Below are 23,131 nucleotides of genomic sequence, written 5' to 3'. Positions count from 1 at the left end.
AGCAGGTCGTCGCACCGCCTATGCTAATCTTGCTGCCTTTCCCCCCATAACCGGGCAAAACGGACGCCTGATGGAATCTTTCGATCCGGACCTCGTCGAGCCAACGCCATTCGTGGTCAGCGAGCGCCATGACGCGCTGGATGAACCTTGGCGCGCGTATCGGCGCGCGCGGTTGATTCACGTCGGCGCAGGGGTGCTGACGGTGCGCACGGAAACGGGGCGTTGGGTGGCGCCGCCCGGCCACGCGGTGTGGATGACGCCCGATGTGCTGCACTGCCTGTCCGCCAGCCGTCCGGTGCAGTTTATTTCGCTGTACGCCGGCTCGGACGCCGCGCCGCTGCCGTCGCAAAGCGGCGCGATCGGGCCCGATCGGTTGGTGGAAGCTTTATTGACCGCCGCCGCCGAACTGCCCTACGACCAACCCTACGACGAACCCGCCAAACGCCTTCTGCAAGTGCTGCTGGACCGTCTCGCGCGCGTGCCCGCTGCGCCGCTCGGTTTGAACTGGCCGCGCGATCCACGCATCCAGCAGATTGCCGACGCGTTGAGCGCCGATCCGACAACGTCGGCGGTGCTCGACGAGTTAGCCGCGAGCGCGGGCGTAACCGCGCGCACGGCGGCGCGTCTGTTCGTCAAGGAAACGGGGCAGACTTTCGGCCAGTGGCGCCAGCAGTTGCGCTTGCTGGTCGCGCTGGAACATCTCGGCGCCGGTGCCAGCGTCACGCAGGTGGCGCTCGATGTGGGCTATCAGGATGTGTCGTCGTTTATCGCGGTGTTCCGCGATGTTTTCGGCGATACGCCGGCGCGTTATTTCCGCTCGGGTTGACGCGAACGCTGAGGTTGACGCTCACACCCTCAATGCGCGCCCGCCGCATCCGCACCGCCACCACCCTTGGCCGGCCGCGTGATCCAGATTAGCGGAATGATCAGAATGAAGATCACCGCCGACACGAAGAAAATATCGTTCAGGCCCATCATCGCCGCTTGCGTGTTGACGGTGAAATCGAACAGCGCATGCGCCGATTGCGTATTCAGATGCAGCAGCGACTGAGTCGACTCGATCTGCTGATTGAACACCGGGTTGGTGACGGACGCCTGCTCGGTGAGCCGTTCATGATGCAGCACGGTGCGGTTGTTCCACTCGTTGCCCGCGATCGACGTCCCCACCGCGCCGCAAAACACCCGCGCAAAGTTCGACAAACCCGCCGCGGCCGGAATCTTGGAAGGCGGCTGCCCGGACAGAATGATCGAGGTCAGCGGCACGAAGAACAGCGCCATCGGAATCCCTTGCAGCAGCGTGGGCAGCACCAGGTGCCATGTATCGATTTCGACCACGTACTTCGAGCGCATATAAAACACGATTGCAAAACCGATAAACGCCAGCGTGGCGATCACGCGCGCGTCCGAGCGCGGCAGCACACGGCCCATGACCGGCGCGAGCAGCACCGCGAAAATGCCGAGCGGCGCGGTGACCAGACCGGCATCTACCGAGCGGTAGTTCAGGTACTCCTGCATCCATTGCGGCAGCAGCACGAGATTGCCGAAGAACACGCCATACGCGACCGAAATCGCAATCGTGCCGCCGAGAAAATTGCGCTGCTGGAACAGCCTCAGGTCGACGATCGGATGTTCTTCGGTCAATTCCCACACGAGGAAGAACGCGAAACTGATCAAGGCGGTAATGCCCAGAATCACGATCACCGGCGACGAAAACCAGTCGAGGTCCTTGCCTTTGTCGAGCATGATCTGCAGCGACGCGACCCAGGTGATCAGCAGACCGAGTCCGACCACGTCGATAGGCGGCTTGCGGGTGGGCGACTCGCGCGTGCGATAAATCATCCACGTCACGCCGGCCGCGAAGATGCCGACCGGAATGTTGATGTAGAAGATCCACGACCAGCTATAACTGTCCGTGATCCAGCCGCCGAGCGCCGGGCCCGCGATCGGTCCGACGGTCGCGGTCATCGCCCATAGCGCGAGCGCGGTGGAGGATTTTTCCTTCGGATACGAGCCGAGCAGAATGGCTTGCGACAACGGAATCAAGGGGCCGGCCACCGCGCCCTGGAAGATCCGCGCGAGCAGCAGGATAGGCAACGTCGGCGCAATGCCGCACAACCACGAAGCGAGCACGAACGCCAGAATCGCGCCGACAAAAAGCTTCACCTGGCCGATGCGCTGCGTGAGCCAGCCGGTCAGCGGAATCGACACGGCGTTAGCCGCCGCGAACACGGTGATGACCCACGTGCCTTCATCGACCGAGACGCCGAGGTTGCCGGAGATCGTTGGAATCGCAACGTTCGCGATCGACGTGTCGAGCACGTTCATGAACGTGGCGAGCGCGACGGCGATGGTCGCCAGCACGAGTCGGCCACCTTGAAGTGGCGGCGGTGCGGGCGGTGGCGGCGACGCCGAGGCAGGCGCGGACGAGGGCTGGCTCAACGGATTCTCCAGATCGGGATGCTGCGGCGGGTCGGCGGATGGCCTGCCACGCCCGCGCGGCGGGCGCCGCGGCGAGACGGCCGGATGCTCACAAAAGCATACCTGCAATCATGCCGGGGCGTCGTCGAACTCCGCAGGCGAGGCGGCGGAAACAAATCCGGCAGCGTATGCTCGCGGCTGAAGCCGTACGGAACATGGCGGCAGGCCGCCAGGCAAGGCCGTCGCGTGCGGAACCACACAACACGAAACATCAGCGAAACAAGGGATCAGATATGGCCTGGGAGCAATTCGAACACGGCTGGCGGCGCGCACCGGCAAGCGCGCCGGCCAAGGGTCTGGTGGTGCTGTTGCACGGCGTCGGTAGCAACGCGCGCGATCTGATGCCGCTCGCGGACATCTGGAGCGAGAGTCTGCCGGACGTCGCGTTCACGTCGCTCGACGGCACCGACGCATTCGACGGCGGCTTCGGCGGCCGCCAATGGTTCAGCCTGCGCGAGGTCAACGAAGGCAACCGCGAAGCGCGCGTCGTCGCTGCCTACCCGGCATTGCGCGCCGTGCTCGACGCGGAACTCGCGCACTGGCGCGTGGCTTTCGACCGGCTTGCACTGGTGGGCTTCTCGCAAGGCTCGATCATGGCGATGCATCACGTGGCGAGCAGCGCGGAGGGCGCGGCCGGCGTGGTTGCGTATTCGGGTCGGCTCGCGTCGGTGATCACGGTGAACAACGGCACGCCGCTCACGCTGATCCACGGCGAAGACGACGAAGTGATTCCGGTGCAGGAACTGGAATACGCCGCCGACACCTTCAGCAACGCCGGCTACACGGTCGACGCCTACGCGTTGCCCGGTATTGGTCATACGATCAACGCCGACGGCGTCGCGCTCGGCCAGGAAGCGCTGGAGCACGCATTGGGCGCTTTGTCGCGCGGCTGACACGGCCCCGATTGAAAAGTGGCCCTAAAGAATTCGATCTGCTTGCCGTTAATAGCTCATTAGCATGAAAATCACCCCCGCCGCGCGGACCGCGTTACGTCCTGCTGGGCGTGCCACGCGGCTCGGGTGACCGGGGGCGCACTTTTCAGACTGCCCGGTATGGGCGGATAACGACACAACAGAGCCTTCTTATGGCCAAACCGACGCCGCATTACCCGCTTTTCGATCGCCTGTTCCGTCATGCCGTGGCGGTGGACCTCGGCACGGCCAATACCCTGATCTATACCGACGACGGCGGCATCGTGCTGAATCAGCCGTCCGTTGTCTGCTTCGAGAAAGAGCCTTCTTCAGGGCCGAAACGCGTCGCCGCGGTCGGCACCCAGGCGCGTCAACTGCTCGGCCGTGCGCCGCGCAATCTCGAAGCGGTGCGGCCGATGCGTCACGGCGTGATCGCCAACTTTTCCGCCGCCGAACACATGATTCGCCAATTCGTCGACATGGCGCGACCACGGCCGCTGTTCAGCCGTCGCGCCGCGTTCACGCTGTGCGTGCCGGCCGGCGCGACCCAGGTCGAACGTCGCGCGATCAAGGAAGCCGCGGTTGCGGCGGGCGCATGGAAAGTGAGCCTGATCGGCGAATCGTTGGCGTCGGCGGTCGGCGCGGGCTTGCCGGTGTCGGAGGCGATCGGTTCGATGGTGGTGGATATCGGCGGCGGCACCACCGAAGTCGGTGTGATCGCGCTCGGCGGCATGGCGTACAACGGCTCGATTCGCGTTGGCGGCGACAGCTTCGACATGGCGATCATCAGTTACGTGCGCAATCTGTACGGCGTGCTGCTCGGCGAGCAGACCGCCGAGCACGTCAAGAAGAGTATCGGTTCGGCCATCCGCGACGTGCCGGCCGAGCATATGAATGCAACCGGCCGCAGTGTCGACGACGGTTTGCCGCGCACGGTCCAGTTGAGCAACCACGATATCGCCGATGCGATCGAAGGCCCGTTGCGCCAGGTGATCGGCGCGGTGAAGCGCGGCCTCGAACAGGCTCCGGCCGAGCTGGTGACCGACATCGCGAACAACGGCATCGTGCTGACCGGCGGCGGCGCGCTGCTGAACAATCTGAGCCGCCGCCTGACGAATGAAATCGGACTCGAGGTGCGCGTGGCGGACGAACCGCTAACCTGCGCCGTGCGTGGCGCGGGCGCGGCGGCGAGCGCCGGTTTGCTCGACGATCTCGCGTACGAATGAGCCGGCGCGGGCTCGCCCGCGTCGTTGCTATCGGGCTTGCCAATGGCGCAATCCGGCCCCCGCACTGAGTGCAGCGCCGCTGCATCGCTTTGAACACCTGCCACGCAGTTCGAGTGGCTGTGTGACAATACGCCACGCGTCCCAATTGAAGGGACGCGGACTCGCTTTTTCTTTCAATTCAATTTCAAGCCGGCAACGCTGAACCCGCGTGTTGCCGCGCTGTCCGTGAACCACCCGTGAATCAATCTGTTTCCGCTTCGTCCCCGTCGCCGTCTTCCTTTATCGAACTCCAAAGCGGTTTGCGCATGCCTTATGTCGAAGCCGGCGAAGGCGAGTTACTGCTGTTCGTGCATGGCTCGCTGTGCGATCTCCGTTACTGGCAACCGCAACTCGCGGGGCTGTCGAAGCATTACCGCTGCGTCGCGGTGAGTCTCACGCATTACTGGCCGGTGACCGATACCGAGCCCGGCCTGCCGTTCAGCTGGAGCGAACATGCGGACGAAGTCGCTGAATTCATCGAACGATTCGGCATGGGGCCCGCGCACGTGGTGGGGCATTCGCGCGGCGGCTGCGTGGCCTACCATTTCGCGCGACGTCACCCTGGGCGAGTGCGCACATTGACGCTCGCCGATCCGGGCGGTCCGCTGCAAATTGCCGGGCGTCCGCCCGCGAGCTTGCCGGAAACGGTCAACGCGTTACGCGCCAAAGCCGCGCAATTGATCGAGACGGGTGAGGTGGAAGCCGGCTTGCAACTGTTCGTCGACTCGGTGAGCCGCCCGGGCTTCTGGGCGATGAGCACGCCAGGTTTCCGGCAGATGGCGACCGACAACGCGCACACACTAGCGCGTCAATTCCGCGATCCGTTGCCGGCGTATGTGCCCGACGAAGCCACTGAAATTCGCTGCCCCGTCTTGCTGATCGACGGCGAGAAAAGCCCGCTGATGTTCCGCCGGGCCGCCGACGCGCTGCAGGAATGGTTGCCGGATGCGCGCCGCGAGACGGTGCGCGGCGCGTCGCATGGGATGAACCTGGCGCATCCTTCAGCGTTCAATCGCTATGTGCACGAGTTTATCGGCGCGATCAACGCGGCTTGAGCGCGCGGCAAGCCTGCAAAAAAACTCAAGCCTTGCGATGTGCGTCTTTGTCGAGCGCGAGTTCCGCCGCTTCGCCAACCAGGCCGTGGTAGTACAGATGCACGCCGATCGCGAGCGAGTCGTTGCGGATTTCGTGGAACGCTTTCCACGCTTTCACCGGGTCTTTGAACAGCAGATAGTGCGCTTCCTGCGCGATCAGATCCGCGACTTCGTGCAGGCCATGGCCGTGCAAAACGTCGACGAGCGCGTCGAGGCTGCGATGGGTGCGTGCGTCGGTGCGCGGGTAGAGCATATGCAGTACCGCCACGTCTTGCGTCTTCAGCGCTGCTGACAACGCGACCACGATGTCCTGATGATTCAGTGCAGTGACGATGTTGTCTTCGTTGTGGACATGGTCCGGAAACAGCGTTTCGAGAGAGGCGTTCATCGGGTCCTTCCTTTGTTCTGGCCGATTAAAAAGGCCCGCCGTCAACCGGCGGGCCAAAGACAGCATGTGTTCGCAGGGGAAGCAAAACACGAAACCAGTATCGCAGATGGATTCCGCCCGTGCAGCTTGACTGCCGCAAAACATTGTTGCAGTGAGCGTGCTAGCTTTCATTTCAGGGGCGCTTGTAAATAGTTGCACGACGCGTTTGCGCGCAGCCTGCCGGCGCGCGTTTCAGCGCCGTTCGCGGCAACGAATGTTGCGCCAGTCGAGATGGATTGTTGCGGCCAATCGTCGCAATGAAGCCTTCTCTGGACCTTAGAATGCGAAGCGGAGCCTGAGCATGCCAACCCGCTCATAGCACGCTATGACGATCGAGCATGCCGGCACGTGTGCGATGTGACAGTAAAAGGAACGTGTAGATGAACTCGAAGACACACGCAACGCTGAGCTTTTCCGACAGCGACCAGACTATCGATCTGCCGATTTATCAAGGCTCGCTCGGGCCCGACGTAATCGACATTCGCAAGCTTTACGGCCAGACCGGCAAGTTCACGTACGACCCGGGTTTCATGTCGACGGCGGCCTGCAATTCCGAAATCACGTATATCGACGGTGATAAAGGCGAGCTGCTGTATCGCGGTTATCCGATCGACAACCTCGCGCAAAACGCGGACTTCCTCGAAACCTGCTATCTGCTGCTGAAAGGCGAACTGCCCACCGCGCAGCAGAAGGAAGAGTTCGTCGAGACCGTCACGCAGCACACGATGGTGCATGACCAGATGCACTTCTTCTTCCGCGGCTTCCGTCGCGACGCGCATCCGATGGCGATTCTGGTCGCGGCTGTCGGCGCGCTGTCGGCGTTCTATCACGACTCGCTCGACATCAACAATCCGCTGCACCGTGACATTTCCGCGGTGCGCATGATCGCGAAGCTGCCCACGCTGGTGGCGATGGCGTACAAGTACACCGTCGGTCAGCCGTTCGTTTATCCGAAGAACGACCTGTCGTACAGCGCGAATTTCATGCGCATGATGTTCGCCAATCCCGCCGAAGAGTACGAGGTCAACGACGTGCTGGTACGCGCGCTCGACCGTATCCTGATCCTGCACGCGGACCACGAACAGAATGCGTCGACGTCGACCGTGCGTCTGGCCGGTTCGTCGGGCGCGAATCCGTTCGCGTGCATCGCGGCCGGTATCGCGTGTTTGTGGGGTCCGGCACACGGCGGCGCGAACGAAGCCGCGCTGAACATGCTGGAAGAAATCGGCTCGGTCGAGAACATCCCCGAATTCATCGCGAAGGTGAAGGACAAGAACTCCGGCGTGAAGCTGATGGGTTTCGGTCACCGCGTCTACAAGAACTACGATCCGCGCGCCAAGCTGATGCGCGAAACCTGCTACGAAGTGCTGGAAGAACTGGGCCTGCACGACGACCCGCTGTTCAAGCTGGCCATGGCGCTGGAAAAGATCGCCCTGGAAGACGACTATTTCGTGTCGCGCAAGCTGTATCCGAACGTCGACTTTTACTCGGGTATCGTGCAGCGCGCGCTGGGCATTCCGACCGCGATGTTCACGTGCATCTTCGCGATGGCGCGTACGGTGGGCTGGATTGCGCAGTGGAACGAAATGATCGCCGATCCGGAACAGAAAATCGGCCGTCCGCGTCAGCTCTTCGTGGGCGAGACGCAACGTGAAGCGAAGCCGCTAGCACAGCGGTAAAGCGATCGTGTGGTGCATGACGATTGGCTGAAACAATTCACTTCCGTTCACAGGAAGTGAGCCGATGAAAGGCGCGAGCGATCGCGCCTTTTTTTATGGCCGCAGCCGGCATTGCATTGCGTCGAGTCGACGCCGCCGCAGCGAAAACCCTGCACGTCCTGTGCCACGGAAAAAAATCGGAAACTCCGCTGTGATAAGTTCGTCTGACGCGGGTAGACCCTCTACAATCGGAAGCGACCGGGCTGGTCCCAGCAGTAACCGGATGTGACACTGAACGCACCATGAACGCACAAGCGAACCCATAGGAGTGACTCTGATGCAGCAGCCAGAAGCCCTCGGCGGCCTTTCGGGCGGAATCGATCATCACGAACCCGAGCCGGACGGCGCATTCATCCCGACGGAAAATCTCAACGTCGCAAGCGCCGCCCAGCACGTGCTGAAGTCCGGCGACACCTTCATCGTCAACGACCCGCTCGGCGATATCACGGGCCACGACGACGGCCTGTTCGTCAACGACACGCGGGTGCTGTCGCAACTGCGGCTGACCTTCGGCGGCCGCGCGCCGTCGCTGTTGTCGGGCAGTGTCAGCAGCGACAACACGTCGTTCACCGCGCATCTGACCAATCGTCCGTTGCCGCCGCTCGGCGGCGACAGCACACCGGAGGGCGTGATCCACGTCGAGCGCGTGCGGGTGCTGTCGGGCACCGTGCTCAACGAAGCGATCGAACTCACCAATTACGGCACCAGCGACGCCATCGTGCCGCTGTCCATTTCGTTCGCCAGCGACTTCCGCGACATGTTCGAAGTGCGCGGCCTGAAGCGCGACAAGCAAGGCCGTATCGAACCCGCGCGCATTGAAAATCGCGAGGTCCTGCTCAGCTACCTGGGGCTCGACGACGTGGCGCGCAATGTGCAGATCGCGTTCTCGCCGGAACCGGACAAGCTGTTCGCCGACCGCGCCGACTACACCGTCAAGCTGCCGGCGCAGGCCTGCGTGTCGATCTATCTGTCGGTGGCGGTGCAGGTCGTGCCGCAAGCGGGCAAGCCCGCTGCCGAAGTCTCCCAGCCCACCCACGCGCAGAGTGAAGCGCACATGTCGCAGATCGACGCGGAGCGCCCGCGTGTCGGCCGTGCCGCGGTGCGTGCCGCGCTGGTCGACGCCCACCTCGTGATGCGCGAGCGCCGTCGCGTGACCGCGCGCGTGCGTTCGAGCAACCCGCTGTTCAACGCGTGGATCGACCGTTCGCTCGCCGATCTGGGTCTGCTGACCACGGACCTCGCCACCGGTCCGTATCCGTATGCCGGCATTCCGTGGTTCTCCACGCCGTTCGGCCGCGACGCCGTGATCACGTCGTTGCAGACGCTGTGGCTGCAGCCGCAACTGGCGGCCGGCGTGCTGCGCTTTCTCGCCGAGCATCAGGCGCGTGAAAACTCACCGTTCCGCGACGCCGCGCCCGGCAAGATCATGCACGAAATGCGCAAGGGCGAAATGGCCGCCACGGGCGAGGTGCCGTTCGCGTTGTACTACGGTGGCGTCGACACCACGCCGCTGTTTATCGTGCTGGCTGGCGCCTACGCGGCACGCACGGGCGACCTCGCGCTGATCGACGAATTGTGGCCGGCGCTGGAGCGCGCGGCGCAGTGGGTCGCGGGCGTGTGCGACAAGAATCGTTTTGGCTTGCTCGACTATCAGCGCGAGTCGGACGGCGGTCTGGCGAATCAAGGTTGGAAAGACAGCCACGACTCCGTGTTTCATGCCGACGGCCGCTTTCCCGACGGCCCGATCGCGCTCGTCGAAGTGCAGGCCTACGCGAGCGCCGCATTCGACACGATGGCGCACTTCGCGAAGCTGCGCGGCCTGCACGAACCTGCCGAGCACTACAGCGAACGCGCGAAAAAAATCCGTCAGTGCGTGGAAGAAAAGTACTGGATGGAAGAGTCCGGCTTCTACGGCATCGCGCTCGACGGTCACGGCGAACTGTGCCGCGTGATGGCGTCGAACGCGGGCCATCTGCTGGCCTTCGGTCTGCCTGCGCGCGAGCGCGGCGAAGCGGTGGTGCGAGCGCTCGACTCCACGCTGTTCCATACCGGCTGGGGCGTGCGCACGCTGGCCGCGAGCCAGGCGCGCTTCAATCCGATGGCGTATCACAACGGCTCGGTCTGGCCGCACGACAACGCGCTGTGCGCGCGCGGTCTGTCGCGCTACGGCGGTAAAGCGGCCGCCGTTCGGCTTCTGCAGGCGCTGTTCCAGGCGGCGGTGAATTTCGACATGCGTTTGCCCGAGCTGTTCTGCGGCTTTCCGCGGCGACGCGGCGAACCGCCTACCGCGTATCCGGTCGCGTGTCTGCCGCAAGCCTGGGCAGCGGGCTCGCCGTTCATGATGCTCGAAGCCTGTCTGGGCATCACGATCGACGCCGAACGCCGCGAAGTGCTGATCGAACAGCCAATGCTGCCCGAAGGCATCGACTGGCTCGAAGTCGGCGATCTGCGGGTCGGCGATTCGTCCGTATCGATCACGTTCCGCCGCATTGGCGAGAAGGTGGTTGCGTCGGCCGAGCAGGGTGACGTGCGGGTGGTGGCGCTGCTGTAAATCGGCGGTAAAACCGTGTTGTCACTAATGTTGGATGCGATGTGCCGGGTGGTAACATTTGTTGTCATCCTCATCGGCCGTTCGCCCGGTACATCCGCATGCCAGACAGTTTCGACCAGCTCGCCGCCCTGATCAGGGCGCGCTTTTCCGAACTGAGTCCGCAGTTCCAGATGGGAGCGGGTTTCCTGCTCGATCATCCCGACGAGGTCGCGGTCTCGTCCATGCGCAAAGTGGCCGAGCGCGCGCAGGTGCAACCGGCTTCGCTGGTGCGCCTGTCGCAGCAACTCGGTTTCCCCGGCTGGAACGAATTGCGCAACCTGTTCGTCGCGCGCGTGCGCACGCGGCCCGAAGCGCTGACCAGCCGCGCCCGCTCGCTGGTCAAATCGAAAGACGCGCTGGCCATCGATCTGCTGGCCGCGCAACAGCACAATCTCGCCGTCACCGCCGCGCACAACGGTCGCGCGATCGTGGAGGCGGCGCGCCTGTTGCGGCGCGCGCCGCATGTGCATGTGGCCGGTTTCCGCTCCTGTTATGCGGTGGCTTTCGGGTTCGTCTACGAGTACCGGCTGTTCCGGTCGTCCGTGTCGCTGATCAACGGCGAGGCGGGCACGCTGGAAATGCAGTTGCGCTCGGTCGAGCGCGATAGTGCGACCGTCGTCGTCAGTTTTGCGCCGTATTCGGTGGAGGCGGCGCGCGTGGCCGAAGCCGCGCAGGAAAAAGGCAGCAAGCTGATCGCCATTACCGACAGCGCGGTCTCGCCGATCGCGTTGAATGCCGACAAGGTGCTGATCTTTTCGCACGAGAGTCCGTCGTTCTTTCCGTCGCTGGTGGCGGCGACCGCGATTACCGAATCGCTGGTCGCGCATCTGCTGGCGCTGGAAGGCGCCGACGCGGTCGAACAGCTCGCCATCGCCGAGCAGTCGTTGCACGCCAAGGGCGCGTACGTCCCTTGAAAATGTCCGTTTGAGTCGAGGTAAGAAATCGCACGGAGCAGCATGGCTCCGTGTGGTTCACGGCCACGCCGTTTGACAACAAATGTTGTTGTGACGTATAAATGCGGATCGATTGTTGATTGGATGCGAGCCGTGGCGTCGAAGCAGGATATGAAGGTGGTTCAGGTAAGCGGCGAGCCGTTTGAGATTGGCCGCCAGTTGGGCGAACTCGCGAGGCCGGTGTTTGCCGCCTACATGGAGCAGAATCGCGCGTGGTGCGACGTGCGCCGCTGGCGTGGCGATGCGTTCGTGCAAAAGTTGCGTGAAGCGGCTCGCGCGCATTGCCCCGAGTTGCTGGACGAACTCGACGGCATGGCCGCGGGTCTCGGCTGGTCGGCGGGAGATGTGTTTCTGTGGAATTGCCGTGGCGAACTGGTTCACAACGCGCCGGACGGTTGCACCACGCTCGCGGCCGCGACGGAAAGCGCGCGCTTCATCGCGCACAACGAAGACGGCGATCCTTTCCTGCGTGAACGTTGCCGACTGGTCGACGTTCGGCCCAATGGCAAGCCGGGCTTCGTCAGTTTCTACTATCCCGGTTCGCTGCCCGGGCACACCTTCGCGGTCAATCGTGCGGGCGTCGTGCAGGCCATCAACAATCTGCGCATTCGCGAGCCCGCCGTCGGCGTGCCGCGCATGATCCTCGCGCGTGCCGTGCTCGATACGGGTTCGCTCGACGAAGCGCTGGCGCTACTGCGTAGCGTGCCGAAGGCGAGCGGTTTTCATCACACGCTCGGCTGCGCCGGCGACACGCGTCTTTACAGCGTCGAAGCGAGCGTGCAACGGTGTTCGGTGCAGACGGTGACGAACCTTGCCGGTCACGCGAACCATCTGATTCATCCGGGCTGCGAGGCCGAAGCGCAGATCGTCACCGATTCCTCGCGTGACCGGCAGCGGCGCGTGGAGGCCTTGTTGCCCGCGCTGACCCAGCCGTTGCAAGCCGCTGCTTTGCTTGACGTCCTGCACGATCGCGCGCCGTCAGGCTTGCCGATCTATCGCGACGATCCGCTCGATCCGGACGACGAAAACACCCTCGCCACCGCGCTGTTCGAGATCGGCGACGATGGCGTGTCGATGAAGCTCTACCGGAAAGGGCAGTGCGCGTTCAATACCTTCATCGCCCGCGTGGCGCCCGACTCCACCGGCGCTTAAGTCACCGCTGTCCACCGCCGTCCGCCGCTGCCTTTTACCCAGGAAACCGACCACCATGTCCACCGTCTTTCATCGTTCGCCGAAGCAGTCGCTGCCGGTTGCCGTCGCGGGCGACGGCATCGAAATCATCGATTCCGCCGGTAAGCGCTATATCGACGCTTCCGGCGGCGCCGCCGTATCGTGTCTCGGCCACAGCAACCAGCGCGTGATCGACGCGATCAAACGTCAGTCGCAGCAATTGCCGTACGCGCACACGTCGTTCTTCACGACCGAGGCCGCCGAGGAACTTGCCGATTGTCTGGTCGCAAGCGCGCCCGCCGGGCTCGAACACGTGTACTTCGTGTCGGGCGGCTCGGAAGCGATCGAGGCGGCGCTGAAACTGGCGCGTCAGTATTTCGTCGAGAAGGGCGAGCCGCAGCGCCGGCATTTCATCGCGCGCCGGCAGAGTTATCACGGCAATACGCTGGGCGCGCTGGCGATTGGCGGCAACGCGTGGCGCCGCGAGCCGTTCCTGCCGATCCTGATCGAGGCGCATCACGTCAGCCCGTGTTACGCGTATCGCGAGCAACACGCCGATGAAACCGAAGAGGCCTTCGCGCAGCGTCTCGCCGATGAACTCGAGCAGAAGATCATCGAGCTCGGCGCGGATTCGGTGGCCGCGTTCGTCGCGGAAACGGTGGTGGGCGCAACGGCCGGCGCGGTGCCGCCGGTGCGCGAGTATTTCCGCAAGATTCGCGCGGTGTGTGACCGCTACGGCGTGCTGTTGATTCTCGACGAGATCATGTCGGGCATGGGCCGCACCGGCTATCTGTACGCCTGCGAGGAAGACAGCGTGGCGCCGGATCTGCTGACCATCGCCAAGGGGCTTGGCGCGGGGTATCAGCCGATCGGCGCGACCCTGGTGAGCGATCGTGTCTATCAGACGATCGTCGGCGGCTCGGGTTTTTTCCAGCACGGGCACACCTATATCGGCCACGCGACCGCCTGCGCCGCCGCGCTCGAAGTGCAGCGCGTGATCGCCGACGAACAACTGCTGCCGAACGTGCTGGCGCGCGGCGAACAGTTGCGCGGGCGCTTGCGCGAGCACTACGCGCAGCATCCTCATATCGGCGATGTGCGCGGACGCGGACTGTTCGTCGGCGTCGAACTGGTCAGGGACCGCGCGAGCAAAACGCCGTTCGATGCCGGCGTGAAACTGCACGCGGCGATCCGTCGCGAAGCGTTCGCGCGCGGCTTGATGGTGTATCCGATGGGCGGCACGGTCGACGGCAAGATCGGCGATCATGTGCTGCTGGCGCCGCCGTTCATCTGCACGGCACGCGACATCGACGAGATCGTCGGGCGATTGAGCGACGCGATTAGCGGCGCATTGGCCGCCGTGTGATCCCGGGCGACTTCTCATTCACCTTTCCGACTACGCCACGCGACCTGCGAGACCGATGATGACCGAGCGTTTGCCTCACTTCGACCCGTCCGACGCCACCCCCGAACAGAAGGCTGTGCTGGACGAGATTCTGTCCGGTCCGCGCGGCAATCTGAACGGGCCGTTTCTCGGCTGGATTCATAGTCCCGAACTGGCGCAGCAGGCGCAGCGCCTGGGTGCGTTCTGCCGCTACCGGACGGGGTTGCCGCTGCGCCTGTCGGAGCTGGCGATTCTGGTGACTGCCGCGCGCTGGCAGGCGCAGGCGGAGTGGACCATCCACTATCCGATCGCGTTGGAAGCGGGCGTACCGGCCGCGGATGCCGAGACGATCCGTCAGGGGCATCGTCCGGATTTCGCGGACTCGGACGACGCGCTGATTCACGATTTCGCGAGCGAGTTGTACAACACGAAACGCGTGTCGGACGTGACCTACGCGAAGGCGGTTGGGCGCTTCGGGCATCAGGTGGTGATCAACCTGGTCGGCTTGCTCGGCTACTACGCGCTGGTGGCGATGACGTTGAACGTGTTCGGCATGCGGGCGGTGGGGCAGGAGAGTTTGCCGTTCGAGGAATGAGTTACTGCCCGCGATACGTCGAGAACAACCGTTGCTGCGCCGACGTCGGCGCACCAGCCGCCGACGACCCGGCGCTCGTCCCGCCCACATCCTGCGAACCTTGTTCAGCGACCGCGACCGGGACCGCGTTTTGCGGCACGGTCTTCGGATAGGTGGTGTCGTTCTGGTTCAGGAGGCCCGCTTGCTGCGCGGCAACCAGTTCGGCGCGAACCTGGGCGCGCGTCACGGGGCCATTCGTCTGCTGCGCAAACGACACGGCCGGAACGAGGAGAGCGGATGCAACGACCACAGCGGAAATAAGCGATTTCATGATGACCTCCGTTATTCGATTGTTGGAGAGACCGGGTGGAATGCTGTGTGCCGATCTGTTGAAATCAGTCTATTTCTTGCAAGGTCCGTGAAAAAGCCGTGTTCCAGAGAAAGATTGTTACCAATATTGATATGGTGAGGTAGGTGGGTTCCATGCTGGGCGTTTGCGGCACCGTCACGACGCTGGCACATGGAAGCGCCTATGATGAGGTTCGATTCCCGCCCGAGAGGGTACAACTCGCAACTGCGTTGCGTGGGACCAGAGTAAGCGCTGAAGCGCTAACGCTGGTCAAGCGCAACTTCGTTGCATGGGACCAGAGTAAGCGCTAAAGCGCTAACTCTGGTCGACAGGAGAGAGCGATGAAGCGTAAAGCATCAGCAGTCTGGCAAGGCGGCCTGCAAGACGGTAAAGGCTCGATTTCCACCGACAGCGGCGTCCTCAAGGAGACCCAGTACTCATTTGCGACCCGTTTCGCGGACGGCATCGGCACGAATCCGGAAGAGCTGATCGCGGCTGCGCATGCGGGGTGTTTCTCGATGGCGCTATCGGCGGAACTGGGCAAGGCCGGCATCACGCCCGAACGGATCGGCACCACGGCCACCGTCACGCTGGATAAAGACGGCGGCGGCTTCTCGATCACCGCCGTGCATCTCGATGTGGCAGTGAAGATTCCCGGCGGCGACAAGGCCGCTTTCGAAAAAGCCACGGCGGACGCCAAGGCGGGCTGCCCGGTTTCCAAGGTCCTGAACGCCACGATCACGCTGGACGCGAAGCTCGAAACCTGAGCCGCAGCCTGAGTTAAAACTTAAGCCGCAACCTGACGTGAAACCTGAGTTCCAACCCAGGCCGCATCGCGAGTTGCCGCTTTCAAACCCGCTGTCATAATGCGGCAGGCCGGTGCGCGGGCAGAACCCGCCGCCGGCTTTTCTCGTTGCTCTGCAAGCCTCCTCAACGATTCACCGCTGCGCTGCGGCAAACTGCCGGGGCTGGCGGTCTTCCATGGAACCGTCAATGACAACGCAATCCGATAAAGCACGGCAATTCCAGTCGTATCACGCCGCCGGCGAAGCCTTCATCATCCCCAATCCGTACGACATCGGCACCGCGCGACTGCTCGCGCTGGCCGGCTTCAAAGCGCTCGCCACCAGCAGCGCCGGCTACGCGTTCACGCGCGGCTTGCCGGATAACGCGATCGGCCGCGCGCAGATGATGCTGCACCTCGCCGAGATCGCCGGCGCCACCGATTTACCGGTCAGCGCCGATCTGGAAAACGGCTTCGGCGACGCCCCCGAAGATTGCGCGGAAACTATCCGCCAGGCGGCGGCGGCTGGGGTCGTCGGCGGTTCGATCGAAGATTGGACCGGCCACGACGACGCGCCGATTTATCCGTTTGAAGTGGCCGTGGAGCGCGTGCGCGCCGCGGTCGAAGCCGCTCGCTCGCTGCCGTTTCCGTTCACGCTGACCGCGCGCGCCGAAAACTATCTGACCGGCCGTCCCGATCTCGACGATACGATCCGCCGTTTGCAGGCGTATCAGGAAGCCGGCGCGGACGTGTTGTACGCGCCCGGTTTGAAGACGCGCGAAGAAATTGCCGCGGTGGTCAACGCGCTGGACCGGCCGGTCAACGTGTTGATGGGCTTGCAAGGCGTCGTGCTCAGCTTCGACGAATTGCGGGCGCTGGGCGTGCGTCGCGTGAGTGTGGGCGGATCGTTGGCGCGCGCGGCGTTGGGCGCGTTCCAGCGCGCGGCGCGCGAGATGCGTGAGCACGGCACGTTCGATTTCACAAAAGAAGGGGCCAGCGGGAGCGAGATGAATCAGTTGTTCACTGAGGCGGACCAGAAGTGGCGAAAGCCGGGCTGAGCGGTGAGCAAGCCTCTGGGTCTACGAAAACTCGATCTTGCTTTCTTGAACGGTTGGTCATAATATCCATCCTATGAAGCAACCCGGCTCTCCCCATCAATCGGCGAAGAAAGCAGGTGCGGGGTGTCCGCGAGGCCGGCCGCGCGAGTTCGATACCAACACGGTATTGGCGAGCGCGAGCCAGGTCTTCTGGAACCACGGCTACCACGCCACCTCGATCGACGACCTGTGCAAGGCGACCGGCCTGTTGCGCGGCAGCCTGTACGGCGTATTCGGCGACAAGCACGGCATCATGCTGGCCGCACTGGATCACTACGCGGAAGGTTCGGTCGCGCGGCTCGCCGAGCGGCTGAACGCGCCGGTCCCGGCCGAAGAGTCGCTGCGCAACGCGCTGCTGCATTACGCGCGGGTTGCCTGCGCGTTGACCGGCGAGCGTAGCTGCTTCATCACCAACACCACGCTCGAAATGCAACCGGGCGACGAAGAACTGCGCGCCCGCGTCGCCGCGATTCAGCGGCGCATGGCGACCTTGCTCGCGGCGTCGGTGATTCGCGGCCAGGCGAGCGGCGCGTTCAACGCCACGCTCGACGAAAAAGCCGTCGGCGATTTCCTGCTGTGCATCATGCAGGGGTTGCGCGTGATGGGCCGCGTCGCCCATCAGGAAGACGCACTGATAAAAATCGTGGACGTCGCGATGCGCGCGCTCGTCTAATTTTTTTGCCTAATTTTTGAACGATCGGTCATGAATTGTGAAGCAATCAAGTCCACTACGGCGGCAAGCTCGAAGCAAACTGCGCCGCGCGGTGAACGGCAGGGGCTGGCGCTCGCCGTGCTGTTCGTCGGCGCGTTCCTCGCGCCGCTCGACTACTTCATCGTCAATCTCGCGCTGCCGTCGATTCACAGCGGCCTGAACGCCACTAACGCGCAGTTGCAACTCGTGGTGTCCGCGTATGCGTCGTCCTATGCGGTGCTGCTGATCACGGGGGGACGGCTCGGCGATCTATACGGGCGCCGTCGCATGTTCATGACGGGCATGGCGGCCTTCGTGATCGCGTCCGCGCTGTGCGGCTTCGCCACCAGCGGCCACATGCTGGTGATCTCGCGGATCGTGCAAGGTATCGCCGCTGCGGTGATGGCGCCGCAGGTGCTCGCGACGGTTCGCGCGGTGGTGCCGCTGCATCGGCAGACCAAGGTGATGAGCCTGTATGGCTTCATGTTCGGGTTGTCGTCGATCGTCGGGCAGTTGGGCGGCGGCGCGTTGATCACGTATCACCCGTTCGGGCTCGACTGGCGCATCATCTTTCTGATCAACATTCCGATCGGCATCGTGGCGTTCATCGGCACGTGGAAGTTCGTGCCGGAAAATCAGCCGGCCACCCGCGCGGGCATCGACCTGAAGGGCGTGGCGTTGCTCTCCGCGGTGCTGCTGCTGATCATTTACCCGATGACGCATGGCCGCGAAGCTGGCTGGCCTGTGTGGACCTTCGTGATGTTCGCGCTGGCCGTGCCCGTCTTCGCGCTGTTCGTGGCGACCGAGCGGCGGGTGGAGCGCAGCGGCGGCTATCCGCTGGTGGATTTGCAATTGTTCCGCAATCCGGCCTTCGCGCTGGGTCTGGTACTCGCGTTCCTGTTCTACTGCAACAGCGCGTTTTTCCTAACGTACGGGGTTTTCCTGCAGACGGGTCTGCACTGGACGCCGCTCGCGTCCGGCATGGCGATCATGCCGTTCGCGCTGGGCTTCGTGGCCGGGCCGTTGACGTCGCCGATGGTGGTCAAGCGGATCGGCAGTCATGTGCTAACGCTCGGCTTTGCGATGATGACCGTCGGCTTCACGATCACCGGCTGGGCCTCCGCCCACTCTGTGACGCCGGATCTGCCGTTCTATCTGGGGCTGGTGTGCGCGGGTATCGGCCACGGCTTGTTGCTGCCGTCGATCGTGCGCATCGTGCTGCTGGAAGTGACGCCGGAGAAGGCCGGGCTCGCGTCGGGCGTGGTCTCGTCGACCTTGCAGATCGGCTCGGCGTTCGGCACGGCGGCGATCAGCGGCGCGTTCTTTGGGGTGATCGGCGGTCATTCGACACCCACCGCGTACGCCCATGGCTTCCAGTTCAGCCTCGCGATCAATGCGCTACTCATGTTCGTATGCATCGGTTTGAGCGTGCTGCTGGTGCGGCATCAGCAACATGCGCTGCGCCTCGCGGCACAGCCGGTTTGAAAATCGCGGGCCGGTAATCGTTTTCAGCAAGCTGGCCGGAAATTATTATGCGCTTTCAACAAACCGTAATATCGGGCATAGCTTATTTGCCGGTGAGCGCGTCGTTCACAGGTAATTCCGTTCGTGACGTTTGACGGGGATCATAATAAGCCCTGATAACGGTATGTAAGCGCATTAAATATGACGAAATACAACTCGCATTTTCTACTGGAAAGGCGAGCCGCAGGCCGTAACTCTTGCGATCGTGCGGTGCCGCATGGGTGGTATGCCTGGCGTGGCATTGAAGGGTTTTCCCTGCTTTGTGTGCGCTAGCCCGCTATGCCAAACCTATTGCAGTGCCGCTGAAAACGATGTCAATAAATAGCGCTTGCCGGGATTAAATTCAATTGTTAATCTGGCTTCACTTTTTAGAGCCCTCCCTCAGCAGTTCCAACGTCGAAAAGCCCGGTGCAATGACTTAAATGCCGCTCAATAGTTCCAGGGGATTGAATATGCTGACCGCCACCATTGACGCACTGCAGATACCGCTAGCCGCCAGCTTCAACGTCGGCGACGTCGTGACGTTGAAGGACGGGGGCTCGCGCATGACAGTCACCTACGCGGGACCGGTGGCGCTCAATCCCGGCGACTGGCTGATCTGCGAGTGGTTCGACGAACACGGCGAACTGCGCCGCGAGATGTTCGCGCCGGCCAGCGTACGTGTCGAGCCGCGCTCCATTCCCGCCGGCTCCGTGCAATGGAGCCGGGTGGGGCGCCGGGCGGCCTGAGCGCCGGCGCTTAAGCGAACTGAGTCGGCTTCGCGGCCTTACTTCTTCAAACTATCCCGTGCGGTGGCGCGTCGTTGCACGCGCACCAGCAACGCGGTCGAAAAAGCCTTCATCCGCACGATCTTGCGTGTCTCGACCACCTCGCCGGCGACGTTCTTCGGCGGGTTCGGTTGCAACGACCAGTAGAGCGCAAGCAGCCAGCCGAAACCGGTCCAACCGAGACACGCGTTGAAGAGCGCCAGCGTCAGCACGTCGTGACGCTTGCGGCGATCCGCCAGAATGGCCGGCAGAAAATACAGCGCCAATGCGAGCACGGCGGCCACGGCCTGAACGATGACATTGCCCGCCATGGGGGCACTCCTCAAACGCAACGTAAACGACGATTGTCGCGCGATTATTTCTTTTGCGCAGCGCTCGTGCGGAACGATTTTTCGCATTGAGCCGGCGGTCGCCAGCGAGCCGCCGGAGGCCGGGCTGAGCGGCGAGGGCTTCAGCGCATCGGGCATCAGGACTATCATGTTCGTTTCGACCGACCAGAGCCGACACGGACGCCACCATGATCTCCGACGATACGACCCAGCAGACCCGACGCATCAACCACGACACGCTACGCGAATTCGTCGACCGTAAATGGAACGATGAGATCGTGCCGGCGTTGACGGACTACATCGCGATTCCGGCCAAGAGCCCGGCGTTCGATCCCGAGTGGGTCAAGAACGGCTATCTGGAGCGCGTGATCACCGACGCCGCGCAATGGGCCGAACAGCAACCCGTGCGGGGTCTGAAGCTCGAAGTGATCCGCCTGCCGGGTCGCACGCCGGTGATCTTCTTCGAAACGGCCGCGACCCGTTCCGGCAGCGAAGAAACCATCGTGCTGTACGGTCACCTCGACAAGCAGCCCGAGTTCGACGGCTGGCGCAACGACCTTGGGCCGTGGACGCCGAAGCTCGAGAACGACAAGCTCTACGGCCGCGGCGGCGCCGACGACGGCTACGCGATCTACGCCAGCATCACCGCGCTCGCCGCGCTGGACGCGCAAGGTATCGAGCGTCCGCGTTGCGTCGGTCTGATCGAAACCTGCGAGGAGTCGGGCAGCTACGATCTGCTGCCGTACGTCGACGTCTTGCGCGAGCGGCTCGGCAAGGTCGGGCTCGTCGTGTGTCTCGATTCGGGCGCGGGCAACTACGATCAACTGTGGCTCACCACGTCGCTGCGCGGACTCGTGGCCGGCGACCTCGAAGTGCAGGTGCTCGACGAGGGCATTCACTCGGGCGGTTACGGCGGCATCGCGCCGTCGAGTTTCCGCATCATGCGGCAACTGTTCGACCGTCTCGAAGACTCCGCGAACGGCACGCTGCTGCCGAAGGGTTTCCACGTTCAGATTCCGGCGGAGCGTCTACGCGAAGCCGAAGCGACCGCCGCGATTCTCGGCGACGACGTCTGGAAGAAACTGCCGTGGGCCTGCGGCGAGAACGGCCGCCAGGTGCTGCCCACCACCACCAACCCGCAGGAAGCGCTGCTCAATTCGACGTGGCGTCCGTCGTTGTCGGTAACCGGCGCGGCGGGCATGCCCGCGCTCGCCGATGCCGGCAACGTGCTGCGTCCGCGCACCGCGTTCAAGCTGTCGCTGCGTCTGCCGCCGATGATCGAAGCGGAGAAGGCCGTCGCCGAACTGAAGGCGCTGCTCGAAGTCGATCCGCCGTACAACGCGAAGGTGACGTTCAAGCCGGACGCGGGCGCGGCCAGCGGCTGGAGCGCGCCCGATCTCGCACCGTGGCTCGCCACCGCGCTCAACGACGCATCGCGTCAACACTATGGCGCCGACGTCGCCTACATGGGGCAGGGCGGCACGATTCCGTTGATGAACGTGCTGAAGGCGGGCTTCCCGAAATCGCAGTTCATGGTGTGCGGCGTGTTGGGGCCGAAGTCGAATGCGCACGGGCCGAACGAGTTCCTGCATGTGCCGTACGGCAAGAAGCTGACCGCCGCGGTGGCCGATGTGATCGCCGCCGCGCCTTGAGCGTTCGTGCGTCCGTAAGTTCGTAGGTCCATGAGTTCGTGCCGTTCGGTCAGACCCGATCGGCACGACTCGCACAGCACGGGGAAGGTCCGCGCTATGCAATTTAGGTATTCCGTCGGTCAGGTCACAATTCAAAAAATAAACATCCGCAATGCCTATTTTCGATTGCATTGCCTAACCGCGCGTTATTTCCTTTTCATTCCAACTCAGCAAAAAAATCGGATTTACGCCGCCCGCTTTTTGCGCGCGCCGGCATGCTCATTGATGGGCTAATTTCGCCCATCTTCGGTGCGCAAGCGTTTGCGTCGACGGCATCGCGCGAATAGACGGCCGCGTGCCGCCGGAGCGCCGTCCGGCGTGGCTTCGATAAGCGCTTGCTTTCATCTGTTGGTTACCCCGCTCCCATCCGATTCCGGTCTGCTTTAGGCTCGCATTGCATTACCAATGTTTAACCTTAAAGGACCGTTCAAAATGAATCTGCATAGCCACCACGCCTGCCGTCCGTTCATCGAAGCCGGCAACCTGTCGCAAATCTCCGCTTACTATGAGGAAGGCCGTAACGTCATGTGGATGATGTTGCGAGCGCAACCGCGTCCCTGTTTCAACCTCGATCTGGTGCATGACATTCTGGGCCTCGCGCAGGCGGCGCGAGAGTCGGGACTGCAGATCGATTTCTGGGTGACCGGGTCGTTGATTCCGACCATGTACAACGTCGGCGGCGATCTCGATTTCTTCGCCGAGACGATCCGCGCGGGCAAGCGCCAGGCGCTGATGGCCTACGCGCGTGCCTGTGTGGATTGCGTGCATGCGGCCGCGCGCGGCTTCGACACCGGCGCGATTTCGATCGCGATGGTGGAGGGCACCGCGCTCGGCGGCGGCTTCGAGGCCGCGCTCGCCCACCATTTCCTGCTGGCGCAGAACGATGCGCGCATGGGTTTCCCGGAGATCGCGTTCAATCTGTTCCCGGGCATGGGCGGGTACTCGCTGGTGGCGCGCAAGGCCGGCATGCGGCTCGCCGAGGAACTGATCGGCGTGGGGGAGTCGCATACGGCGGAATGGCACTACGGCAAGGGGCTGGTCGATCAGTTGTTCGAACCCGGCGACGCCTATCTCGCCACGCGCACGTTTATCGATACGCTCAAGCCGAAGATGAACGGCATTCGCGCGATGTTGCGGGCTCGCCAGCGCGTGCTGCAATTGTCGCGTGCCGAGCTGATGGAAATTACCGAAGACTGGGTGGACGCCGCTTTCACGATCGAGGAGAAGGACCTCGCCTTCATGGAGCGGCTGGTGACGCTGCAAAACCGCCGCACGTCCAACATGCGCCAGGCGGCTACCAGCGCGGCCAACTTCGCGTGAATCGCGGCTGATTCA

General features: G+C 63.4%; 21 protein-coding genes. 17 read left to right on the top strand and 4 right to left on the bottom strand.

What is annotated here, in order from left to right; genetic code table 11:
* Window positions 1-67: 67 nt before the first annotated feature.
* Window positions 68-826, top strand: coding sequence for an AraC family transcriptional regulator (locus tag GGD40_RS22420; protein WP_373565414.1), 759 nt, complete (start codon window positions 68-70; stop codon window positions 824-826).
* A 29-nt stretch (window positions 827-855) separates the two neighbouring features.
* Here the strand turns inward: GGD40_RS22420 and GGD40_RS22415 are convergent, their stop codons facing one another.
* Window positions 856-2,439 (bottom strand): DHA2 family efflux MFS transporter permease subunit, encoded by a 1,584-nt coding sequence (locus tag GGD40_RS22415; protein WP_179745131.1) that lies wholly within the window; start codon window positions 2,437-2,439, stop codon window positions 856-858.
* A gap of 272 nt (window positions 2,440-2,711) precedes the next feature.
* Here GGD40_RS22415 and GGD40_RS22410 point away from each other — a divergent pair, with 272 nt between their 5' ends.
* The 3 genes from GGD40_RS22410 to GGD40_RS22400 all read left to right on the top strand — a co-directional run bounded on the left by GGD40_RS22410 (window position 2,712) and on the right by GGD40_RS22400 (window position 5,709).
* Window positions 2,712-3,371: an alpha/beta hydrolase gene (locus tag GGD40_RS22410; protein WP_179745130.1), complete on the top strand. Its 660-nt coding sequence runs from the start codon at window positions 2,712-2,714 to the stop codon at window positions 3,369-3,371.
* 191 nt (window positions 3,372-3,562) lie between these two features.
* Window positions 3,563-4,615 carry a rod shape-determining protein gene (locus GGD40_RS22405; RefSeq protein ID WP_179745129.1) on the top strand — a complete coding sequence of 351 codons (1,053 nt, stop codon included), beginning with the start codon at window positions 3,563-3,565 and terminating at the stop codon, window positions 4,613-4,615.
* A 305-nt stretch (window positions 4,616-4,920) separates the two neighbouring features.
* Complete coding sequence (locus tag GGD40_RS22400) at window positions 4,921-5,709, top strand: alpha/beta fold hydrolase (protein ID WP_179747009.1); 789 nt, start codon at window positions 4,921-4,923, stop codon at window positions 5,707-5,709.
* 25 nt (window positions 5,710-5,734) lie between these two features.
* On the opposite strand, the gene GGD40_RS22395 is transcribed toward GGD40_RS22400, so the two are convergent.
* A complete protein-coding gene (locus tag GGD40_RS22395; RefSeq protein ID WP_035557907.1) occupies window positions 5,735-6,136 on the bottom strand; it encodes a hypothetical protein in 402 nt (133 codons plus the stop codon).
* 419 nt (window positions 6,137-6,555) lie between these two features.
* Here GGD40_RS22395 and gltA point away from each other — a divergent pair, with 419 nt between their 5' ends.
* From gltA to GGD40_RS22365, 6 genes are all read left to right on the top strand, one after another.
* Window positions 6,556-7,854 (top strand): citrate synthase, encoded by a 1,299-nt coding sequence (gene gltA, locus GGD40_RS22390; protein WP_179745128.1) that lies wholly within the window; start codon window positions 6,556-6,558, stop codon window positions 7,852-7,854.
* A gap of 316 nt (window positions 7,855-8,170) precedes the next feature.
* Window positions 8,171-10,444, top strand: a complete 2,274-nt coding sequence (locus GGD40_RS22385) for an amylo-alpha-1,6-glucosidase (protein WP_179745127.1) — start codon at window positions 8,171-8,173, stop codon at window positions 10,442-10,444.
* 98 nt (window positions 10,445-10,542) lie between these two features.
* Entirely contained in the window at window positions 10,543-11,397 is an 855-nt protein-coding gene (locus GGD40_RS22380) for a MurR/RpiR family transcriptional regulator (RefSeq protein WP_176057264.1), read from the top strand.
* Between the two features lie 123 nt (window positions 11,398-11,520).
* Complete coding sequence (locus GGD40_RS22375; RefSeq protein ID WP_257030548.1) at window positions 11,521-12,588, top strand: C45 family autoproteolytic acyltransferase/hydolase; 1,068 nt, start codon at window positions 11,521-11,523, stop codon at window positions 12,586-12,588.
* A gap of 55 nt (window positions 12,589-12,643) precedes the next feature.
* Window positions 12,644-13,972 (top strand): aspartate aminotransferase family protein, encoded by a 1,329-nt coding sequence (locus GGD40_RS22370; RefSeq protein WP_179745126.1) that lies wholly within the window; start codon window positions 12,644-12,646, stop codon window positions 13,970-13,972.
* A gap of 58 nt (window positions 13,973-14,030) precedes the next feature.
* Window positions 14,031-14,585, top strand: coding sequence for a carboxymuconolactone decarboxylase family protein (locus GGD40_RS22365; protein ID WP_179747007.1), 555 nt, complete (start codon window positions 14,031-14,033; stop codon window positions 14,583-14,585).
* Between the two features lies 1 nt (window position 14,586).
* On the opposite strand, the gene GGD40_RS22360 is transcribed toward GGD40_RS22365, so the two are convergent.
* Entirely contained in the window at window positions 14,587-14,895 is a 309-nt protein-coding gene (locus GGD40_RS22360; protein ID WP_179745125.1) for a DUF4148 domain-containing protein, read from the bottom strand.
* 359 nt (window positions 14,896-15,254) lie between these two features.
* On the opposite strand from GGD40_RS22360, the gene GGD40_RS22355 reads away from it, so the two are divergent.
* From GGD40_RS22355 to GGD40_RS22335, 5 genes are all read left to right on the top strand, one after another.
* Complete coding sequence (locus tag GGD40_RS22355) at window positions 15,255-15,680, top strand: OsmC family protein (protein WP_035557889.1); 426 nt, start codon at window positions 15,255-15,257, stop codon at window positions 15,678-15,680.
* 226 nt (window positions 15,681-15,906) lie between these two features.
* A complete protein-coding gene (locus GGD40_RS22350) occupies window positions 15,907-16,755 on the top strand; it encodes an isocitrate lyase/PEP mutase family protein (protein WP_179745124.1) in 849 nt (282 codons plus the stop codon).
* Between the two features lie 73 nt (window positions 16,756-16,828).
* Complete coding sequence (locus GGD40_RS22345) at window positions 16,829-17,467, top strand: TetR/AcrR family transcriptional regulator (RefSeq protein WP_179712920.1); 639 nt, start codon at window positions 16,829-16,831, stop codon at window positions 17,465-17,467.
* Between the two features lie 30 nt (window positions 17,468-17,497).
* Complete coding sequence (locus GGD40_RS22340) at window positions 17,498-18,970, top strand: MFS transporter (protein ID WP_179745123.1); 1,473 nt, start codon at window positions 17,498-17,500, stop codon at window positions 18,968-18,970.
* Window positions 18,971-19,461: 491 nt separating this feature from the next.
* The gene (locus GGD40_RS22335; protein ID WP_179712924.1) at window positions 19,462-19,737 is read left to right on the top strand and encodes a YodC family protein; all 276 of its coding nucleotides are present in this window, start codon (window positions 19,462-19,464) and stop codon (window positions 19,735-19,737) included.
* Window positions 19,738-19,775: 38 nt separating this feature from the next.
* Here the strand turns inward: GGD40_RS22335 and GGD40_RS22330 are convergent, their stop codons facing one another.
* Window positions 19,776-20,087 carry a superinfection immunity protein gene (locus tag GGD40_RS22330; RefSeq protein WP_035557882.1) on the bottom strand — a complete coding sequence of 104 codons (312 nt, stop codon included), beginning with the start codon at window positions 20,085-20,087 and terminating at the stop codon, window positions 19,776-19,778.
* Between the two features lie 206 nt (window positions 20,088-20,293).
* Here GGD40_RS22330 and GGD40_RS22325 point away from each other — a divergent pair, with 206 nt between their 5' ends.
* The gene (locus GGD40_RS22325; protein ID WP_179745122.1) at window positions 20,294-21,757 is read left to right on the top strand and encodes a M20 family metallopeptidase; all 1,464 of its coding nucleotides are present in this window, start codon (window positions 20,294-20,296) and stop codon (window positions 21,755-21,757) included.
* A gap of 471 nt (window positions 21,758-22,228) precedes the next feature.
* Window positions 22,229-23,116 (top strand): crotonase/enoyl-CoA hydratase family protein, encoded by an 888-nt coding sequence (locus GGD40_RS22320; RefSeq protein ID WP_179712928.1) that lies wholly within the window; start codon window positions 22,229-22,231, stop codon window positions 23,114-23,116.
* Window positions 23,117-23,131: the final 15 nt, after the last annotated feature.

The organism is Paraburkholderia bryophila (genome assembly GCF_013409255.1).
Classification (GTDB): Bacteria; Pseudomonadota; Gammaproteobacteria; order Burkholderiales; family Burkholderiaceae; genus Paraburkholderia.
Note: the sequence above shows the minus strand (reverse complement) of the source record. Positions and strands in the feature narration are given on the sequence as shown.

Bases quoted from the DNA above. Each gene is read 5' to 3' on its own strand.
- GGD40_RS22350 (WP_179745124.1), top strand. From the start codon at position 15,907: ATGACAACGCAATCCGATAAAGCACGGCAATTCCAGTCGTATCACGCC.
- GGD40_RS22340 (WP_179745123.1), top strand. From the start codon at position 17,498: ATGAATTGTGAAGCAATCAAGTCCACTACGGCGGCAAGCTCGAAGCAA.
- GGD40_RS22355 (WP_035557889.1), top strand. From the start codon at position 15,255: ATGAAGCGTAAAGCATCAGCAGTCTGGCAAGGCGGCCTGCAAGACGGT.
- GGD40_RS22410 (WP_179745130.1), top strand. From the start codon at position 2,712: ATGGCCTGGGAGCAATTCGAACACGGCTGGCGGCGCGCACCGGCAAGC.
- GGD40_RS22370 (WP_179745126.1), top strand. From the start codon at position 12,644: ATGTCCACCGTCTTTCATCGTTCGCCGAAGCAGTCGCTGCCGGTTGCC.
- GGD40_RS22400 (WP_179747009.1), top strand. From the start codon at position 4,921: ATGCCTTATGTCGAAGCCGGCGAAGGCGAGTTACTGCTGTTCGTGCAT.
- GGD40_RS22375 (WP_257030548.1), top strand. From the start codon at position 11,521: ATGCGAGCCGTGGCGTCGAAGCAGGATATGAAGGTGGTTCAGGTAAGC.
- GGD40_RS22395 (WP_035557907.1), bottom strand. From the start codon at position 6,136: ATGAACGCCTCTCTCGAAACGCTGTTTCCGGACCATGTCCACAACGAA.
- GGD40_RS22335 (WP_179712924.1), top strand. From the start codon at position 19,462: ATGCTGACCGCCACCATTGACGCACTGCAGATACCGCTAGCCGCCAGC.
- GGD40_RS22385 (WP_179745127.1), top strand. From the start codon at position 8,171: ATGCAGCAGCCAGAAGCCCTCGGCGGCCTTTCGGGCGGAATCGATCAT.
- GGD40_RS22380 (WP_176057264.1), top strand. From the start codon at position 10,543: ATGCCAGACAGTTTCGACCAGCTCGCCGCCCTGATCAGGGCGCGCTTT.
- GGD40_RS22405 (WP_179745129.1), top strand. From the start codon at position 3,563: ATGGCCAAACCGACGCCGCATTACCCGCTTTTCGATCGCCTGTTCCGT.
- GGD40_RS22345 (WP_179712920.1), top strand. From the start codon at position 16,829: ATGAAGCAACCCGGCTCTCCCCATCAATCGGCGAAGAAAGCAGGTGCG.
- gltA (WP_179745128.1), top strand. From the start codon at position 6,556: ATGAACTCGAAGACACACGCAACGCTGAGCTTTTCCGACAGCGACCAG.
- GGD40_RS22330 (WP_035557882.1), bottom strand. From the start codon at position 20,087: ATGGCGGGCAATGTCATCGTTCAGGCCGTGGCCGCCGTGCTCGCATTG.
- GGD40_RS22325 (WP_179745122.1), top strand. From the start codon at position 20,294: ATGATCTCCGACGATACGACCCAGCAGACCCGACGCATCAACCACGAC.
- GGD40_RS22360 (WP_179745125.1), bottom strand. From the start codon at position 14,895: ATGAAATCGCTTATTTCCGCTGTGGTCGTTGCATCCGCTCTCCTCGTT.
- GGD40_RS22365 (WP_179747007.1), top strand. From the start codon at position 14,031: ATGACCGAGCGTTTGCCTCACTTCGACCCGTCCGACGCCACCCCCGAA.
- GGD40_RS22320 (WP_179712928.1), top strand. From the start codon at position 22,229: ATGAATCTGCATAGCCACCACGCCTGCCGTCCGTTCATCGAAGCCGGC.